At 65.8% G+C, this 17,161-nt stretch carries 18 protein-coding genes and 3 pseudogenes; 9 read left to right on the forward strand and 12 right to left on the reverse strand.

Annotated features, from left to right (window positions below; translation table 11 throughout):
• Positions 1-9 precede the first annotated feature (9 nt).
• The 5 genes from BRM3_RS06810 to BRM3_RS06825 all read right to left on the reverse strand — a co-directional run bounded on the left by BRM3_RS06810 (position 10) and on the right by BRM3_RS06825 (position 2,669).
• Positions 10-777: a cytochrome c biogenesis CcdA family protein gene (locus BRM3_RS06810; RefSeq protein WP_152352134.1), complete on the reverse strand. Its 768-nt coding sequence runs from the start codon at positions 775-777 to the stop codon at positions 10-12.
• A complete protein-coding gene (locus tag BRM3_RS15050) occupies positions 777-1,028 on the reverse strand; it encodes a TlpA family protein disulfide reductase (RefSeq protein WP_318152451.1) in 252 nt (83 codons plus the stop codon). Before BRM3_RS15050 ends, BRM3_RS06810 begins: the two co-directional genes overlap by 1 nt.
• The gene (locus tag BRM3_RS15055) at positions 1,019-1,276 is read right to left on the reverse strand and encodes a TlpA family protein disulfide reductase (protein ID WP_318152452.1); all 258 of its coding nucleotides are present in this window, start codon (positions 1,274-1,276) and stop codon (positions 1,019-1,021) included. Before BRM3_RS15055 ends, BRM3_RS15050 begins: the two co-directional genes overlap by 10 nt.
• Before the next feature lie 155 nt (positions 1,277-1,431).
• Positions 1,432-1,980 (reverse strand): CueP family metal-binding protein, encoded by a 549-nt coding sequence (locus BRM3_RS06820; RefSeq protein ID WP_227488028.1) that lies wholly within the window; start codon positions 1,978-1,980, stop codon positions 1,432-1,434.
• 104 nt (positions 1,981-2,084) lie between these two features.
• On the reverse strand, positions 2,085-2,669 hold the full coding sequence (locus tag BRM3_RS06825; RefSeq protein ID WP_122942833.1) for a YdhK family protein: 585 nt from the start codon (positions 2,667-2,669) through the stop codon (positions 2,085-2,087).
• 220 nt (positions 2,670-2,889) lie between these two features.
• On the opposite strand from BRM3_RS06825, the gene BRM3_RS06830 reads away from it, so the two are divergent.
• Entirely contained in the window at positions 2,890-3,297 is a 408-nt protein-coding gene (locus tag BRM3_RS06830; protein WP_263595303.1) for a four-helix bundle copper-binding protein, read from the forward strand.
• A gap of 76 nt (positions 3,298-3,373) precedes the next feature.
• Here the strand turns inward: BRM3_RS06830 and BRM3_RS06835 are convergent, their stop codons facing one another.
• The 4 genes and pseudogenes from BRM3_RS06835 to BRM3_RS06850 form a co-directional block, all read right to left on the reverse strand.
• A complete protein-coding gene (locus BRM3_RS06835; protein WP_263595304.1) occupies positions 3,374-3,823 on the reverse strand; it encodes a C40 family peptidase in 450 nt (149 codons plus the stop codon).
• Positions 3,705-4,634, reverse strand: a pseudogene (locus tag BRM3_RS06840) (ISL3 family transposase); the annotation flags it as partial. The gene BRM3_RS06835 and the pseudogene BRM3_RS06840, both read right to left, overlap by 119 nt.
• 35 nt (positions 4,635-4,669) lie before the next feature.
• The gene (locus BRM3_RS06845) at positions 4,670-6,013 is read right to left on the reverse strand and encodes an IS256 family transposase (RefSeq protein WP_263595305.1); all 1,344 of its coding nucleotides are present in this window, start codon (positions 6,011-6,013) and stop codon (positions 4,670-4,672) included.
• A 57-nt stretch (positions 6,014-6,070) separates the two neighbouring features.
• Positions 6,071-6,454, reverse strand: a pseudogene (locus tag BRM3_RS06850) (transposase family protein); the annotation flags it as partial.
• Positions 6,455-7,915: 1,461 nt separating this feature from the next.
• Between BRM3_RS06850 and BRM3_RS06855 the strand changes: the two are divergent.
• Positions 7,916-9,292, forward strand: a complete 1,377-nt coding sequence (locus BRM3_RS06855; protein ID WP_263595306.1) for a hypothetical protein — start codon at positions 7,916-7,918, stop codon at positions 9,290-9,292.
• Between the two features lie 256 nt (positions 9,293-9,548).
• Entirely contained in the window at positions 9,549-10,856 is a 1,308-nt protein-coding gene (locus BRM3_RS06860; protein WP_263595307.1) for an ISL3 family transposase, read from the forward strand.
• Positions 10,857-11,022: 166 nt separating this feature from the next.
• On the opposite strand, the gene BRM3_RS06865 is transcribed toward BRM3_RS06860, so the two are convergent.
• Complete coding sequence (locus BRM3_RS06865; RefSeq protein ID WP_263595308.1) at positions 11,023-11,625, reverse strand: cadmium resistance transporter; 603 nt, start codon at positions 11,623-11,625, stop codon at positions 11,023-11,025.
• Positions 11,622-11,981, reverse strand: coding sequence for a Cd(II)/Pb(II)-sensing metalloregulatory transcriptional regulator CmtR (cmtR, locus tag BRM3_RS06870; RefSeq protein WP_006590980.1), 360 nt, complete (start codon positions 11,979-11,981; stop codon positions 11,622-11,624). The genes BRM3_RS06865 and cmtR overlap by 4 nt, the downstream gene beginning before the upstream one ends.
• A 192-nt stretch (positions 11,982-12,173) precedes the next feature.
• On the opposite strand from cmtR, the gene BRM3_RS06875 reads away from it, so the two are divergent.
• The 4 genes from BRM3_RS06875 to BRM3_RS06890 all read left to right on the forward strand — a co-directional run bounded on the left by BRM3_RS06875 (position 12,174) and on the right by BRM3_RS06890 (position 15,682).
• A complete protein-coding gene (locus BRM3_RS06875) occupies positions 12,174-12,746 on the forward strand; it encodes a recombinase family protein (RefSeq protein WP_263595309.1) in 573 nt (190 codons plus the stop codon).
• A 434-nt stretch (positions 12,747-13,180) separates the two neighbouring features.
• Positions 13,181-13,690, forward strand: coding sequence for a 2TM domain-containing protein (locus BRM3_RS06880; protein ID WP_263595310.1), 510 nt, complete (start codon positions 13,181-13,183; stop codon positions 13,688-13,690).
• Positions 13,687-14,076 (forward strand): PadR family transcriptional regulator, encoded by a 390-nt coding sequence (locus tag BRM3_RS06885; protein ID WP_263595311.1) that lies wholly within the window; start codon positions 13,687-13,689, stop codon positions 14,074-14,076. The genes BRM3_RS06880 and BRM3_RS06885 overlap by 4 nt, the downstream gene beginning before the upstream one ends.
• A gap of 298 nt (positions 14,077-14,374) precedes the next feature.
• The gene (locus tag BRM3_RS06890) at positions 14,375-15,682 is read left to right on the forward strand and encodes an ISL3 family transposase (RefSeq protein WP_034375564.1); all 1,308 of its coding nucleotides are present in this window, start codon (positions 14,375-14,377) and stop codon (positions 15,680-15,682) included.
• Between the two features lie 6 nt (positions 15,683-15,688).
• On the opposite strand, the pseudogene BRM3_RS06895 reads toward BRM3_RS06890, so the two are convergent.
• Positions 15,689-16,018 (reverse strand): annotated as a pseudogene (locus BRM3_RS06895) (transposase); the annotation flags it as partial.
• A gap of 53 nt (positions 16,019-16,071) precedes the next feature.
• On the opposite strand from BRM3_RS06895, the gene BRM3_RS06900 reads away from it, so the two are divergent.
• A complete protein-coding gene (locus BRM3_RS06900) occupies positions 16,072-16,350 on the forward strand; it encodes a hypothetical protein (protein WP_263595313.1) in 279 nt (92 codons plus the stop codon).
• Positions 16,351-16,501: 151 nt separating this feature from the next.
• The gene (locus tag BRM3_RS06905; RefSeq protein ID WP_263595314.1) at positions 16,502-16,990 is read left to right on the forward strand and encodes a GNAT family N-acetyltransferase; all 489 of its coding nucleotides are present in this window, start codon (positions 16,502-16,504) and stop codon (positions 16,988-16,990) included.
• The last annotated feature ends 171 nt before the right edge of the window (positions 16,991-17,161 follow it).

Raw genomic sequence — 17,161 nt, forward strand, 5'->3', positions numbered from 1 at the left:
GCTCAGCTCTCAGACGATCGTGGTGAAGGTGCCGATCCGCACCTGCAGCAATGCCATCCACTGCTCCCACACGCCGGTGACCAGCAGGAGTCCGATGGCGATGAGCACGGAGCCACCGACGATCTGGAGCGTCCGGCGATGCCGGGACAACGCTCGGGAGATGCCCAGGGCACGCCGAAACACGAGAGCGAAGAGGATGAACGGGATGCCGAGCCCGATCGCATAGCCGAAAGCCAGGAGAGCGCCGCGACTGGCGGAGGCCTCCCCGAGGCTGAGCGCCGCGACTGCGGCGAACGTCGGCCCGATGCACGGGGTCCACGAGAAGCCGAACGTGATCCCGAGCAACGGGGCACCGGCGAGTCCGGCATCGGGGCGCTTCCGGATCCGTTTCTCACCGGAGAGGCGGGGGAAGATTCCCACAAACACCAGGCCCATGAGGATCACCAGCACCCCGGAGATCCGATTGATCGCTGTTGTGTACTGAATCATCAATGACCCGAGTGCACCGACGAAGCCGCCGATGACCAGGAACACCGTAGTGAAGCCCGCGACGAACAGCACCGCTCCGGTGACCAGGCGCCATGGCCGTTCCCCAGGATCGCCGGTACGGCACGGCCCGGCGTTCTGTCCTGTGAGCCCGGTGATGTATCCGAGGTAGCCGGGGACCACAGGAAGCACGCACGGAGACAGAAACGCGACCAGACCAGCCACGATCGACAGCAGCAGGGCTGCGGCCAGGGGTCCGCTCAGCACGGTGGTGGCGAACAGTTCACCCATCAGGCGGCCTCCGCCAGCACGGTATCCAGGAGGCTCTCGAGGGTGCTCTGGTTGGCCGCGCCCGTGATCCGGGCGGCTACTCGTCCTTCAGCATCCAGGATCAAAGTCGTGGGGACGGCGTTGGGCGAGACGCTGCCGTCCATGGAAGAGATGACGACTCCGTCGGGATCGGGGATCGAGGGGTAGGTGATGCCGAAGGTCGTTTCGAACGCGGCGGCCGGCCCCGCTTGGTCGCGGGTGTTCACGCCCATGAATGCCACTCCCGGGCGTTGTATTCGCTATGCACGGCCTTCAGCGCGGGGGCTTCGAGCCGGCATGGTGGACACGAGGCGTACCAGATGTTGAGCACCAAGGGTGCGCCGCGCAGCGCCGTGGAGACGAAGTCGTCGCCGTCGTAGGTGGTTCCCTGGATCGCCAGAGGATCGGCGCGTCCCTCTGGGGGGATCTCGACGACGACGCCATCGCCGGAGACGTACCCGGCGTTCGCCTCACTCGCCACATCTGAGGAATTGCTGCACGCCGCAAGGACGGGGGCGAGGACGAGCAGGCTCCCGCCCAGTCGGAGCGTGGTCCGCCGACTCAGGCCTGGTGTGACGCTCCGCCCAGCTGGGCCGACCACCGAGTGCCAGAAGGCGGACCGGGTGTTTCGCCTGCTCACGTCAGTTGGAGACTGGTCAGACAGGTCAGATCATCCTCCGCCTGGGTCGAGATGGACGCGGTCCCTGTGTAGTCTTCGAGGGTGCACGTGAGCTCCGCGGTGATCCCGCGCGGCAGCCAAAGACCGAGGAACCCGTTGTCATGCGTGGTGCGAGGGCCCTCCGCAAGGACGTCGCCCGAGCCGCTGTCGACCACGCTCACAGTGAGCTCGCGGCTGCGCAGTTCCCCGCGGCAGGTGGTCAGGCTGTGGAAGGCGCACTCGTGGGTGGTCTCCACGAACGGGGCCACCGACAAGTAGAACTGGTCCTCGGGAAGGGGCAGCTCGGCCTCTCGCCCTGCATCGTCTTGGAGCTGAAGAGACGTCGCGGTGACGCTGGCGATCAGGTCCTGCGGTCGTTCAGCCACCGGGAGCGCTTCGAGCCTGTCGATGATCTCGTGCGCGTCCGCGTCGGCGAAGCCATGTTCCTGGAGCAACTCCTGATCACTCGTGACGGATGCGGGCTCGGACCCGCCGGTCCCGCAACCGGCGACCACGAGCGGGAACAAGCCAGCACCGATCAAGACCGATCGCCGGGGCAGCCGCACAGTGCGACGACGCGGCCCATCCCCGGAGGAGGCGAATGCACTTCGAGGGCTCGACGGGGTGGTCATCACGCAGGCTCGATCTCGCTCTCGACGACCCACTTGTGGTTCGTCATCATCATCCCGTCGGCCTCGTAGTCGACCATGTACACAGTCTCCTCGGTGGCACTGTCGATGGTGGCTTCAGCACCCTCCATACCCGCCATGTGATCAGCGGTGATGACCACCTCGGTGCCCTCTGCCAGCGGTGCCTTGCCCGGGTTCTCGAGCTCCTCGTGGACGACCCACTTGTGGTCAGTGACCGGCTCGCCGCCGTCGGTCGGGGTGAAGCTGACCGAGTAGGTCGTGGTGTCGAAGGCACCGGAGATCGTCGCTGTCGCTCCCTCCATGTCCTCCATGTGGTCCGCCGTGAGCGTCACCTCTGTGCCGACTGGGAACTCGGGATCCTCCGCAGGCACCATCCCCTCAGGCGCAGGGCCGCCATCCATCGGGTGCTCCATGCCCCCGTGGCCACCACCATCGGACGCCTCCGATGCTTCGGACCCACCGGACGTCTGACCGTCGTCAGACCCGTTGTCGGTGCATCCGGCAAACACAATCGCACCGGTGAAGACGACGGCCGCGAGACGGCCGAAAGAGCGACGAGAACGCATTATTACTCCTAGTCAGAGGACATTTTGCGCCAGCCTACGACCCTCAGATCAAGGTCTCTTCAAGGTCAGGTTTGGACTTCTTGAGCACAGCGCTGACCAGTCGGCCCGCACTGCCTGCGAACGAACGGTCTGCTCGCTTCCGTCATTGGTGACGCCCCGGCTACCGTCGTCAGAGCGGGCCGGTATCCGCGGTCTGTTCGGAACGAGAAGGAGCACGACCATGAACCATCACGTCGCCTCAATGCTTCAGACCTACCCGAAGGGCCTCGGCACCATCGACCAGCAGAAGCTCGCCGCATGCATCGAGGCCTGCTTCGAGTGCGCCCAGACCTGCACCGCCTGCGCGGACGCCTGCTTGGCCGAGGAAATGGTGGCGGAGTTGACCCAGTGCGTCCGACGGAACCAGGACTGCGCCGACGTCTGCGAGACGACCGGCCGGGTCCTCTCCCGTCAGACGGGTAAGAACGTCGCCCTCCGTGCACTGCTCGAGGCGTGTCAGGCGGCGTGCCAGTCCTGCGCCGAGGAGTGCGAGAAGCACGCCGAAATGCACGAACACTGCAAGATCTGCGCCCAGGCTTGCCGTCGCTGCGAGCAGACCTGCACCGAGCTGCTGGCCTCGATCAGCTGACGACGCTGCCTCTGCACGCAGAGGGAGCCCCGACCGGTGGTCGAGGCTCCCGCTGCGCTGGCGTTGTGGCGTGCGGTCAGCGGAAGGTGAGGAAGGTCGGCGAACCCCAGATGGTCCGCTCGGTGACGGCACCCGGGGTGCGTCCCGCGTCGATGATCGTGTCGCCGCCGGCGTAGATGCCGAGGTGGCCGGGCCACACGACCAAGTCACCCGGCTGGGCCTCGGACTTCGAGATCGTGGTGCCGGCCGCAACCTGCTGCGACGAAGTACGGGGCAGGTCGATACCGGCCTGCTTGTATGCGTACGAGCTCAGGCCCGAGCAGTCGAAGCTGACACCCGGCTTGGAGGAGCCCCACGAGTACGAGGCACCGATCTGGCTGCGCGCGGCGTCGACGATTGCCGGCTCTTCACAGATAACGGTGTAGTTCGGTTCTGAATCCTCCGGTGTCGAGTAGGGCGCGGATGACGTAGTGAGCGAGATTGCGGAAGCCAAGCGCGGTGCCACGGAGGTGCTCGAGTCGGCCATTGATCGCTTCGGTGGGGCCGTTGCTGGTGCCGGGGTGGTCGAAGTAGGCCAGCACGTCGAGGGCCCGTCGTTTCAGGGTTCGACCGAGGGTGATCAGCTCGGTGAGCTGCGTGGGCACTCCGTGGGTGAGGTCGTCGATCACGGCTTGTAGAGCCTTCTTCCCACTCGCGCGGTCGGCGTGGCGGTAGGCGGCGACGATGCGCTGGTAGATGCCCCAGGTCGCTTCGACCTCGACGTGCTCGTCGCTGGCGAACACGGCTTTCAAGCGGGTGATCTGCTTGTCGGTGAGCAGGTCAGCGCCGGTATGCAACACGCGCCGGATCCCGTAGAGCGGATCCCCAGATCGGCCCCGATGGGCGAGCGTGGCTTGTTGGACGCGCTGGCGGCACTGATCGATCTTCTCGCCGGCCAGGGCGACGACGTGGAAGGGGTCCATCACCGCGGTCGCCTCGGGCAGGTCTTCGGCGGTCGCGGTCTTGAAGCCGGAGAACCCGTCCATCGCGACGACCTCGACCCCGTCCCGGAACTGGGCGGTCTGGCCCTCGAGCCAGGTCTTGAACACTCTCTTCGAACGCCCCGGGACCATGTCCAGGAGCCTGGAGGAGCCGCTGCCGTCGCGGATCGGAGTCAGGTCGATGATGACGGTGACGTACTTGCTGCCCCGACGGGTGTGGGACCACACGTGCTCGTCCACTCCGACGACGCGCACCCCGTCGAGGCGGGTGGGATCGTTGATCAGCAGCTGCTGGCCGGTGGCCAGGATCGCATCGTTGGCGGTGTTCCAGGCGACTGCGAGCCCGGCGGCGATCCGGGGGGCCTGTCAAGTTGTCTGTGTAAGCGGGGTGGTCATAGGTAGGGGTTGATCCGGTCGGGGTAAGCGGCGGCGAGCTGGGCGAGGGCCTGCTTCCAGTTGGTGACGACCTGGCCCTCGACGAGTCGGCCCTGAGCCTTCCGCTCGCTGGCGGGCTTTCCGCGGTCTCTCGCGCGCTCGGCAGCACGCTTGTCTTCGATGTTGCAGATCGCGAGCCAGAGCAGTTTCACCGCCGCCTCGGTCGAGGGGAAGTGGCCGCGGTTCTTGGTCACCTTCCGCAGCTGGAAGTTCAGCGATTCGATGCTGTTGGTCGTGTAGATGACCTTGCGCAACATCGGCGGGAACTGCAGGAACGGAATGAACCGCTCCCACGAGTTCGCCCAGGTCGTAGCAGCGGAGGGGTACTTCTTCCCGAGCTCGGAGGCCTCGAACTCTGCCAGTGCCTTCCGGGCGATCTCCTCGTTGGGGGCGGTGTAGATCGGCTTGAGCGCCTTGGCGACCTTCTTGCGGTCGGAGTAGGCCACGAACCGCATCGCGGCCCGGATCAGGTGGACGACGCAGGTTTGGACCATCGAGTCCGGCCAGGTCGCCTCGATCGCCTCTGGCAGGCCCTTGAGGCCGTCGCAGCAGACGATCAGCACGTCCCGCACGCCCCGGTTGGCCAGGTCCGCGCAGACGTGGGCCCAAAACGCCGAGCCCTCGGTGTCCTGGACCCAGATCCCCAGCACGTGCTTGATCCCCTCGAGGTCCACGCCGACGGCGATATAGGCGGCACGGTTGATGACCTGGCTGTTCTCTCGGATCTTGATCCGGATCGCGTCGAGGTAGATCACCGGATAGAACTCCTCCAGCGGCCGTGACTGCCAGGCCAGGACCTCTTCGCTGACGGCGTCGGTGATGTTGGAGATCGTCTCGTGCGACAGATCCGTGCCGAGCGTGGAGGCCAGATGGTGCTGGATGTCGCGGATCGTCATCCCGCCGGCATAGAGGCTGATGATCATGTCATCAAGGCCTCCCAGCCGCCGCTGACCCTTGGGGACCAGGCGCGGCGTGAACGACCCACCCCGATCCCGGGGGACGTCGAGCTGGATCGGTCCAACTTCGGATTCGACCTTCTTCGACGTGGTCCCGTTGCGGGAGTTGGAGTGCTTCGACGCCTCGCTCGAGCCCTTCTCATAGCCCAGATGGCTGGTCAGCTCGGCCTGCAGTCCGCGTTCGAGTGCTGCTTTGACCAGCGCGGGTACGAACCCTCCATCGCCGGTCAGTTCGACCTTCCCGGCATCGATCTGCTCGAAGAGGGCATCAAGCTGCCCAGAGGCCTTCAGCTGCTCGACCAGGTCCTGGCCCGATGGCTCGGCCTGCTTCTTCTCGTCCGTCATGGTCATGATTCTTACCGTTCCTCTCGGTACGGCTTACACAGACCATCTGACACGCCCGATCCGGGCGACGGACAAGCGATCGATGACCACGCCCTTGAGCGCCCACAGCGCGGCGTGCCGGGAGAGGACAGCGCGGGGCTCGGCCGCGGTCGAGGTGTCCTGACGCCACACGCGGCGGCAGTCCGGGCATCGGTAACGACGCACTCTGACCTGCAGCGTCGTGGGACGCCAACCCACCGGGACGTGGGCGAGACGCCGGACCACCGTGCCCCGGGAGACGCCTTGCTGGCCGCAACCGTGGCACCAGTTGTCCGGTTCAAGCACGCGACACTCCAACACCGATCGATGCGGCTCGATCAGCTGCCCCGTCACGGTCAGGCCCAGCCGGTCAACCTGGCTGAACGTATCGAGATCGGGCGCGGCGAAGGTAGCGTTGAGCACGTCGAGGTCTTCCAGATGGCGAGCGTAGGAACTTCCATCATCGGGAGACCTCGACGTCTATCCCGGCACCGCCGCGCCGCCAGCTCCTACACCCTCATCTGTGAAGAGCCAGTCTTCCACGACGGCATCCGCAGCGCGTGCGACGGCGGCAAGTCGGCCTTGGCGTAACGCGTCCACAGGCGACTCGTCGTCGAGCCACGGGTTGGCCCCCGTGAACCATGTGCGTGCGACTGCCTCGCCCTCGGCCTCAGAGACCGTGCACCAGGCGGAGTAGGCAGCGCGAAGACGTCGTTCGCTTGCTGGACCCGGGGCTGCTGATCCCGCTACCCACGCACGAGCATGCTGAGAACCTCTGGATCCGGCTAGGGCCGAAACCAGCGTGGGTCCAAGACGCGCGTTGAGCCTCCTGGTGCACTCGCGGAGCTCGATGCTCAGGCCGGAGGGCTCAAGAGTCGAACTCGGCTCCCCGCCATGTCTGGTGAACGTTTGACCTGCCTCAGAGGACCCCACTGATGTGCTCCTTCCAGAGGACCTTGGTCAAGGAGGCTACCTCGAAGGCTTCCGGGCGCGCCGTCGGGCAGAAGCGAAGGCGCTTCATCTGGGCGGAGCGCCCCTCGCCGGCCGCCGCCAGGGGGTAGATATCGGACTTGCTGCCGTGAAGGTTCCCGACACACGAGCCCCGTCAGCTCCGTCCCACTACCATCAACCGCATAGCTGCACCATCGCAGTGGTGTCAGAAGCTGACCTCGGGAGTTCCTGCCGGACGTCAGGGCCCGAGGTCAGCGCCCGCAATTCCACTGGAGGTCTCGACGTCGAGTACTGGCGCGTGAGAACTTTCCCTACTCCTTCAAGGGGCGGCTCCGCCGCCCGCCGTGAGTGGCACATGATCGCTTCCGGTCCTCGCTTCGCTGCGGGCCTCAGCGCTCACCGTGCCACTCACTCCGCAAGCCGCACCTGAAATTCGCTTGGTAAAACTGTAACTATTGACCCAAGGAAAGTCGATTGGCCCAGCACAAACGCAATCTCCAGTTATCATTCGACTATGTAATCTGCGAGCGCTGCGATGAACAGCGGCTTCTCGCCCGCCCGTGCATCAACTGCGGGAGAGGGCCGGAGCCTGATGAATGTCAGCAGGATCTCTCGCGGAGAATCGATCTTGTGGACGACTTTTGAGCGACCCGGAGCTCCCCGACTTCGCCATCCGGTGCCGATCTGAGCCAGCTCGAACGACAAGTGGACGAAACAACTCGAACAGTTGAGCGCGCGTTAGCTAAAGCGTCCCGAGAAGGCGAGGCGCCGGGAGCTCTTCTGGCCGCTTTCTATCAGCTCGACAGCCTTGTGCTTTCGTGGCAATCGCCGCAGCCTCGACCAAATAGAAATCTAGGAAAGCTCATCGGTCGCGCACTCGGGCAGTTGCGGGCTGGGTACGAGAAGTTCCTTGATGCGATGTGTGCCCCAGACATGAACGAGGCACAAAGGTTCGAAGCTGAAGGCAACGCAGAGATTCGGTTGGGCGAACGCCATCTTGCGCAAATCGAGGAGTTGATCTGGGCGGACGAGGTTTCCAAAGACTCAGACCCCCTCCAGGTGGCTAACAGTGCCGGCCGGGCTATTCGCGACAGGCTAGGCAACCCGGCCACAATCGAGGAGCTGGAGCTGGAGCTTGAGCTCAGGCGTATCGAGGGTGCGAGTTCGGTAAGTGGAGGATCAGGCATTGAGTATCAAATGATGCGCATTATGGCGCTCACGCAATTTGACTTTGATCGCTTCACCGGTATTCGGGACCGAGTTGCGGATGTGCTCGGGAAGTCCAGTGCCTTCTTGGAGCTGGGAAAGGGTGAGGCGTGGCGGCGTCAACATGCAAGGGCGCAGGCAAACCTTTCGGGCTCACTTGGTGCGGCAAATCTTGTCGTGAACTCTGAAGACTCGGGGGAGCTGGACATTGTCAACAGTGCGGTTCAATGTGTTGCAACTCTTCGAGATGGCGTATTACGACACGCAGTTGCAACTGTCGTGGCTCTCGACCCGGGCGAGTATGATTCGTTCGTAAGTAAGAGTGGCGGACATTCTCTCAAGGCTGCCGATAGGCGTTTTCCAGAGATCCCGATATCTGAGGGGCTCGAGTCGAGTTTTCGTAACGCCGGGGGGCATGGGGGAGTGGACGACCTGAACGGCGACGAGGTGACTATTCAGGGGAAAACATTCTCTTCTGAGCAGTTCACCGATGTGTATCTGGCTTACCTTGAAACTGTTCTTTCTGTTTGGGGCGGCTTGAATCTCGCGCTCGACCGGTTTGGGGGTGAGTTCAGGATGCTGGACTACATTTCACCCAGGGATGTGAAAACAGCGATCACTGCCGGGGTGGGAATCTTGGGCGTGGAGTGCGCCTCGATTGAGATGCGCGGAGATTGGCTCAGTTTGAAGGTCAAAAGTTCTGAACACGATTGGCTGCGAGTCGCGGCGTTCATTAGTGGAATTGAACTAGTGGAGGCGGAGTCGTTGCTAGTTGAGTTTCTGGACGGCGGAGACGTTCGTCATTTCACGGCTAGTCTGAGTGTGTTTAGGGAGGCGGACTATGGCGCGGCGGCCATGAGTGATGAAGAGAATGCACTTCTGGTTGCTGGAGTGCTTGCGGGGTGCGCACTGGACGGGGTCTCGCTATGGCATAGGCAAGATTGGTCTGCCGTCTTGTCGAAATTGACCTCGCGAGATGGTGTTGAGGATTATAAGGCTTGGATTGCTCGACTTAAGGCCTTCAGGCGTCTAGCGATCGAAGTTGGTGATGATAATGCTGCGGCGTCATGCCTGTCTGCAATTCGGAGTTTTCGGATGGCGTGAGTGTGGTTCGGGCGTAATTGCCATTGATGCGCCCCCAAATCCCTGACAGCAACGATGACAGCAACGCGATGGTGTCCGTCGGCCTCGAATCTGCTGTACGAGCTCGCTGACCTGGTAGAACCTGGTCGGCCACCCGGCGATGTCGGCTCTTCACGAACGAGGGTGTAGTCGGTTGAGCGCGTCGGTGGCCGGGTAGGGGTCGAGGTCTCCCGGATGATGGAAGTTCTTCACGCTCGCCATCCCGAAAGACCTCGACGTGCTCCACCCTACTTTCGCGACCCCTGACCTGACCACGTTCTGCCGCCTCGACGAGCTCGGCCTCGTCGCCGTCGGCCAGCTGATCGAGCCGGATCGGGCCACGATCGAATGCCGCGTCGTCGAGGACGACCCGTGGTGTCGGAAGTGCGGTGTCGAGGGCGTGCCGCGGGACACGGTCACGCGTCGACTGGCGCACGAGCCGTTCGGGCACCGGCCGACGACCCTGCTGGTGCGGGTGCGCCGGTACCGGTGCGGACACTGCCGGCGCACGTGGCGGCAGGACATGACGCGGGCAGCGGCGCCGCGTGCGAAGATCTCCCGCGGCGGCCTGGAGTGGGCGCTGCGGGGCATCGTCATCGACCACCTCACCGTCACCCGCGTCGCCGCAGGTCTCGGGGTGTCCTGGAGTGCCGCGAACGCCGCCGTCCTCGCGGAAGGCAAGCGGCGCCTGATCGACGACCCCGCCCGGTTCGACGGGGTCACCACGATCGGTGTCGACGAGCACGTCTGGCGACACACGAGGCTGGGCGACAAGTACGTCACCGTGATCATCGACCTCACGCCCGCGAGGAACAAGACCGGGCCGGCGAGGCTGCTGGACATGGTCGAGGGCCGCTCCAAGGCGGTGTTCAAGCAGTGGCTCGCCGCCCGCCCTGCGGACTGGGCGAAGCGGATCGAGGTGGTCGCGATGGACGGCTTCGCCGGGTTCAAGACCGCTGCCGCCGAGGAACTCCCCGACGCCGTCCCCGTCATGGACCCGTTCCACGTGGTCCGCCTCGCCGGCGACGCGCTGGATGTCTGCCGGCGTCGGGTCCAGCAAGACACCACCGGTCACCGCGGGCTCAAGGGCGACCCGCTCTACAAAGCCCGCCGCACCCTGCACACCGGGGCGAGCCTGCTCACCGACCGGCAGCGGGCACGCCTGGACGCAGTGTTCGCGAGCGAGGAGCACGTCGAGGTCGAGGCGACCTGGGGCATCTACCAGCGCATCGTCGCGGCCTACCGGGAGCCCGACAAGAAGAAAGCGAAGGCGATGATGCAGGAGGTGATCGCTGCGATCAGCAGCGGCGTTCCCGCGGCGCTCGTCGAGGTCCGCAAGCTCGGCCGGACCATGAAGCAGCGGGCGGGCGACATCCTCGCGTTCTTCGACCGCCCCGGCACCAGCAACGGCCCGACCGAGGCCATCAACGGGCGACTCGAACACCTCCGCGGCTCCGCCCTCGGCTTCCGCAACCTCACCCACTACATCGCTCGGTCGCTGCTCGAAGCCGGAGGGTTCAGACCCGCGCTACACCCTCATTCGTGAAGAGCCAGATTGACCCTGTGGCTTCGTTCGGTTGGTGGCGGGGTTTTTGCAGCGCTCCGTGGCGGTCTTGTTGCCGCGACCACGCAGGACTGGCTGCAGGTAGGTGTCGCGGTCTGAACCGAGAGGGGTGCGCCCGGTCGGCGCCGTTTGGATCGCTGCCGCTACGTCAGAGTCCGAAGGCTCCGCCGCTGACGAGAATCACGATGCCGAGGCCGATGAGAACGATGGGGAAGAGGATGTGCTCCCAGCGTTCGAGCACTTCGGCGATCGGGGGGCGGGTGGCGACGAACTTTGCCAGGGCCACCAGGACCGCGACGAGCGCGAGGAAGACGATGCAGTAGGCGACTACTGCGAGAGGTTCCACGCTGAGGAAGACAGGGGTGTAGACGCCGATGTTGTCGCCGCCGTTGGCAAGGGTGACGCCTGCGACTGTCCACACGCCGACCTTCTTGCCGGCAACCTTGGCCTCGTCGTCATCGTCGTCATCGTCTCCGCGCCAGGCCTGCCATGCGGCCCAGAGGCCGAGGCCCAGAGGGATGAGACCGAAGTACGGGATGGCTGCCGAGGGCAGGAATGCTCCGGCACCGATGGTCACCAGGACCGCGGCACCGAGGATGCCGGCGAATCCGAGGTACTGGCCGGCCAGAATGCGGGCGGTAGTGCCGCGCTGGCCTGCCCCTCGCGCGAAGAAGAGGGCGAGCACGATGATGTCGTCGATGTTGGTCGCTGCGAACAGGCCCATCGCCTGCAAGACCGAGGTGAGGATCATGCGCCCTCCCCAGCTGCGTCGCATCCGGGAAGCGAGCAGGCGGGATCGATGCACGGGGCGTCTTCGTCCACTGCCAGGGTGGCATCGACCAGTGCCGTCAGCGCCTGCGCCAGGTGCGAATCGGCGATCTCATATCGTGTCCGACGACCCTCGGGCTCGGAGACGACGATCCCGCAATCGCGCAGGCATGCCAGGTGGTTGGACACGTTCGGGCGTGTCAGGTCCAGATCTCGGGCCAGTTCCGCCGGGTAAGCGGGATGGTCGAGCAGGGTCAAGATGATCCGGGATCGAGTGGGGTCGGCCAGTGCACGACCCAGGCGGTTCATCACGTCGAGACGCGAAGCAATAGTCAGCATGGACTGAACTATACAACGCGCACTGAACACTCGGTCACAGGCGTCAGCCCAGATCGCATGCCCGTAAGGGGATCCTTCACCGTACGTCGTGCGAGCTTCCTCCTCGACGACTTCTTATGAGGGATCGTCATGTACGCAAGACCCGTACGGTGACATGGGCGGTGAGGGGAGGGCAACTGCAACAATGGGGACATGCATGTCGGCTACGCGCGCGTCTCGACTCTCGCGCAAGACCTCTCCGCCCAACGGGAAGCACTCGAGCGCCTCGGAGTCGAGAACAAGAACGTCTACTTCGACCACGGTCTAACGGGAACGACCCGCGCCCGGCCCGGGCTGCGCGAGGCACTGGCCGCGACCCGGGATGGGGACACCCTGGTGGTGACCAAGCTCGACCGGCTGGCCCGCTCGCTCCCGGACGCGAGGGACATCGCCGACGAGCTCACCATCAAGGGAGTGGCGCTCAGTCTCGGAGGCAGCGTCTACGACCCCAACGACGCCGTCGGCCGGTTGCTGTTCAACGTGCTCGGCATGGTGGCCGAGTTTGAGGCGGACCTCATCCGCCTGCGCACCCGCGAGGGCATGGCCATCGCCAGATCCAAGGGCAAACTCAAAGGCAAGAAGCCCAAGCTCTCGCCCTCTCAGCGCAAGCACCTGCTGACGTTGCACGCCGCCGGTGAGCACACCCAAGCCGAGCTGGCCGAGCTGTTCAACGTCTCCCGCACCACCATCTACCGCGAGCTGCGCCGCACCACGGCCGACACCTGACCGCGCCTGCACCGCCACTGAGCGATCACAGAAACCCGCCACCAAGCCATCACATCCACAAGATTGACCCGTAGGGACCCCTGTGTCACTTTGAGGTATACCCCAAGGAGACAGTGCCTGGAGGTGCAGCCATACTTGGACTCGGGGCGCAGTCGCCCCAGACTCGCCGAGCGCCCGACACGGTCGCGCAGCTGGGGGCTGAACTTCCTGGGCGCGCTCCGATCCCCTTACTGGAACTCGAAACCGGACCCAAGGTGTTTCCTGGCATCGCGTCGTCGGATGCCGGCCCTATCGGAAGTCGGCCACACCCGGGCACCCTTCCCCTGGCACTGAACCTCAGGTACAGTCCCGTGACGACAGGGCAGTGAACCTCAGGGCCACTACCGCCGACGAGAACCCGTAACATCATCCCCGCCACCTCCCAGGAGGACGCAATGACCACCCCGTCCCGTGCCGCAGAGCCCTCCGACGTTGGGCGCCCGTCGAGCCACACCCCGTCGGCCACCCCGCAGGGCCCCGCCGCTGCCGCCCACCGCACCCTGCTGCCCTATGCGCTCACACTGGTGGCGGCGAGCGCGATCCTCCAGGTCGTGATCGCAGCGACCGGCAATCGGATCAGCCTGCTGTCGATGATCCTGTTGGCTCTGATCGCCCTCGGCTACGCGGCGTACCTGCTCACCATCGGCAGGCGACTCTCTCGCGTGCGCTACGGGCTGTTCGCCGCTCACGCGATCAGCTACGCCGCGATCAACGTGGGCTTCCTGCTCCACGCCTACCTGCTCATCGCCCTGCGGTCGCCCGCGATCGCCGGCGACGGCGGCCTCGCGATCGACGAGACGTGGTTCGGCTCGACTTTCGGCATGGCGGGTTTCTGGGGGCTCGGTCTGCTCATCCACGGGATCGGTGCCGTGCTCTCCCGCGGGTTCGAGCAGGCACGCGCATGAGTCGCGTCCCTCCCACGTCCGCGGGACATCCGCCCGATGCCGAGGAGCCACCGCTCTCCCCCGAGGACGCCGAGTGGGCCGACGAGCTCGCCGCGTCCTGGGTCGAGGTCTACAAGAAGGCGGCGACCACGCTCGCGCTGCTGCGCCTGGTGCGCGATCACGGTCCGGTCTCCGCGCAGGACGTCGCCCCCCTGTTCGCCCAGGTGACCGGATGGACCCTGAGCGAGCGCGGGCTCTATCGAACGCTGCGGCGCCTGGCCCAGGCCGGCTCCCTCGAGATCTCGCAGGTCGAGGTCCCTCGCACGGGGGCCAGGCGCCAGGACTTCTCGCTCACGGGCGTCGGCCGCGCCTACCTGGAGAGGATCGAGGACCAGCTGCTGCGATGACCGGGCGACACCTGCACCGTTTCTGGCACGCGACTTTTCGACGTCCTCCCGCTTCTCGCCGGGCTCGCACTCCGGGCAGATATTCCATCCGTCCAACGCCCCGAGCGCTGCTACGGTCGGCGGCATGCCCGAGCAAAGCGACGCAGAGGTCGTTAGACAGAACAGCAGGTATTGGGAGCTTTTGGCGGCTCTTCACGAACGAGGGTGTAGTCGGTTGAGCGCGTCGGTGGCCGGGTAGGGGTCGAGGTCTCCCGGATGATGGAAGTTCTTCACGCTCGCCATCCCGAAAGACCTCGACGTGCTCCACCCTACTTTCGCGACCCCTGACCTGACCACGTTCTGCCGCCTCGACGAGCTCGGCCTCGTCGCCGTCGGCCAGCTGATCGAGCCGGATCGGGCCACGATCGAATGCCGCGTCGTCGAGGACGACCCGTGGTGTCGGAAGTGCGGTGTCGAGGGCGTGCCGCGGGACACGGTCACGCGTCGACTGGCGCACGAGCCGTTCGGGCACCGGCCGACGACCCTGCTGGTGCGGGTGCGCCGGTACCGGTGCGGACACTGCCGGCGCACGTGGCGGCAGGACATGACGCGGGCAGCGGCGCCGCGTGCGAAGATCTCCCGCGGCGGCCTGGAGTGGGCGCTGCGGGGCATCGTCATCGACCACCTCACCGTCACCCGCGTCGCCGCAGGTCTCGGGGTGTCCTGGAGTGCCGCGAACGCCGCCGTCCTCGCGGAAGGCAAGCGGCGCCTGATCGACGACCCCGCCCGGTTCGACGGGGTCACCACGATCGGTGTCGACGAGCACGTCTGGCGACACACGAGGCTGGGCGACAAGTACGTCACCGTGATCATCGACCTCACGCCCGCGAGGAACAAGACCGGGCCGGCGAGGCTGCTGGACATGGTCGAGGGCCGCTCCAAGGCGGTGTTCAAGCAGTGGCTCGCCGCCCGCCCTGCGGACTGGGCGAAGCGGATCGAGGTGGTCGCGATGGACGGCTTCGCCGGGTTCAAGACCGCTGCCGCCGAGGAACTCCCCGACGCCGTCCCCGTCATGGACCCGTTCCACGTGGTCCGCCTCGCCGGCGACGCGCTGGATGTCTGCCGGCGTCGGGTCCAGCAAGACACCACCGGTCACCGCGGGCTCAAGGGCGACCCGCTCTACAAAGCCCGCCGCACCCTGCACACCGGGGCGAGCCTGCTCACCGACCGGCAGCGGGCACGCCTGGACGCAGTGTTCGCGAGCGAGGAGCACGTCGAGGTCGAGGCGACCTGGGGCATCTACCAGCGCATCGTCGCGGCCTACCGGGAGCCCGACAAGAAGAAAGCGAAGGCGATGATGCAGGAGGTGATCGCTGCGATCAGCAGCGGCGTTCCCGCGGCGCTCGTCGAGGTCCGCAAGCTCGGCCGGACCATGAAGCAGCGGGCGGGCGACATCCTCGCGTTCTTCGACCGCCCCGGCACCAGCAACGGCCCGACCGAGGCCATCAACGGGCGACTCGAACACCTCCGCGGCTCCGCCCTCGGCTTCCGCAACCTCACCCACTACATCGCTCGGTCGCTGCTCGAAGCCGGAGGGTTCAGACCCGCGCTACACCCTCGTTCGTGAAGAGCCTTCAACGGTCGGGTCTGTCGCCTCCAGACGCAACCGGCCCGCTATCTCGTTCGGCGTCCACGACGCGGCCAGATCCGCCTCCACCCTCGCCTGCAGCACCGGATCCCCCGCGACCTTCCGCTGCTGCGGGCGAGCCCGCCGACGCTGCGCTCTGACGTCTGCGGTCACGGCCTGGTAGCCGCGGGTCTTCGTCGAGTTCCGGTGAAGCTCCCGCAAGATCACCGACGGGCAACGCCCCAGGTGACGGGCGATCCTCCGCACCGACCAGCCCGCTTTCGAGGCCGTCGAGATCTCCGACCTGTCACTGAACGACAACCCCACCCGCGCCATCCGCACACTCCACCGATCAGACCCCCGCCGACCGGGAGTGTTGCTTCGACGCTATGACACCACCGGCGCGTATCGTCTACATCGGCAAAGCTGCTGGTGGTGTGAGCGGTCGGCGTGGTCTGCGCAAGCGCCTCGACGAGTTCCGTCGTTTCGGTGCCGGTGAGCCGATCGGTCACTGGGGCGGCCGCCTCATCTGGCAACTGAGAGAAAGTGATTCCCTGCTCGTCTGCTGGAAGCTGACGGCAGGCGACCCGGGATCGATCGAAACCTCGATGATCGCTGACTTCGCCGCTGTGTATGGGCGCCGGCCCTTCGCGAATCTGCGCAACTAAGGTCACCTGCCCGAACATGTGCTCGCCTGGAAGGCCGGGCATTCGGAGGCGCCGATTGGACGGCTCTGCAGACGAGGGACCGTCCCACAGCGCCTCAAGCGTGAGGGCTGACGGCTGCTACCGTGCCTCTTCTGCGACGAAAGGGCGAAGCATGGACGTTCGCGATGTCGATGACACGGACCTCGACCTGCTGATCCGATCGTGGCCGTTGCCGGGATCGGTCCACGAGTCCCACCACGCTCAGACGGCTCACGGCAGAGCCACCCACCTGGCCGCATGGGAGGGGGCCGAGCCGCTGGGCTCGGGGGTGATCCAGTGGTCGGGATGCGTGGACGAGAACGCCCGGCGAACGTTCCCCCAGGCGGTGGAGTTCAATCATCTCCACGTGCGCGAGGGGGCACGCGGGCGCGGCGTCGGCACGGAGCTGATCGGAGTCGCAGAGAACCTGGCCCGACGGCGCGGCGTGCCGATGATCGCGGTCGGCGTCGCCGAGGACAACCGAGATGCCCGACGTCTCTACCTCAAGCTCGGCTACCGGGCGACGGGCGTGGTGGACGTGAGCGAGTACGACTGGGTCGGAGACGACGGAGAGCCCGTGCACGCGCTCGAGGCGAACGAGATTCTGGTCAAGGAGCTGTGAGGCATTCACGGCCTGTACGAGGCAGGGTGTGGCTCGGAGCGGCTCGGCGAAGGGGGGGGGGAGCACTGTGGTGGAGCACGGACTGCGTCCTCGGGAGGGCCGGCGCATGTGGAGGTCCGCTGTGCGCGCCGCGAAAGGGCGGCGCATGGGGAGGGGTCCCGACAACGCGGG

It is taken from the genome of Brachybacterium huguangmaarense, assembly GCF_025725725.1.
GTDB lineage: Bacteria > Actinomycetota > Actinomycetes > Actinomycetales > Dermabacteraceae > Brachybacterium > Brachybacterium huguangmaarense.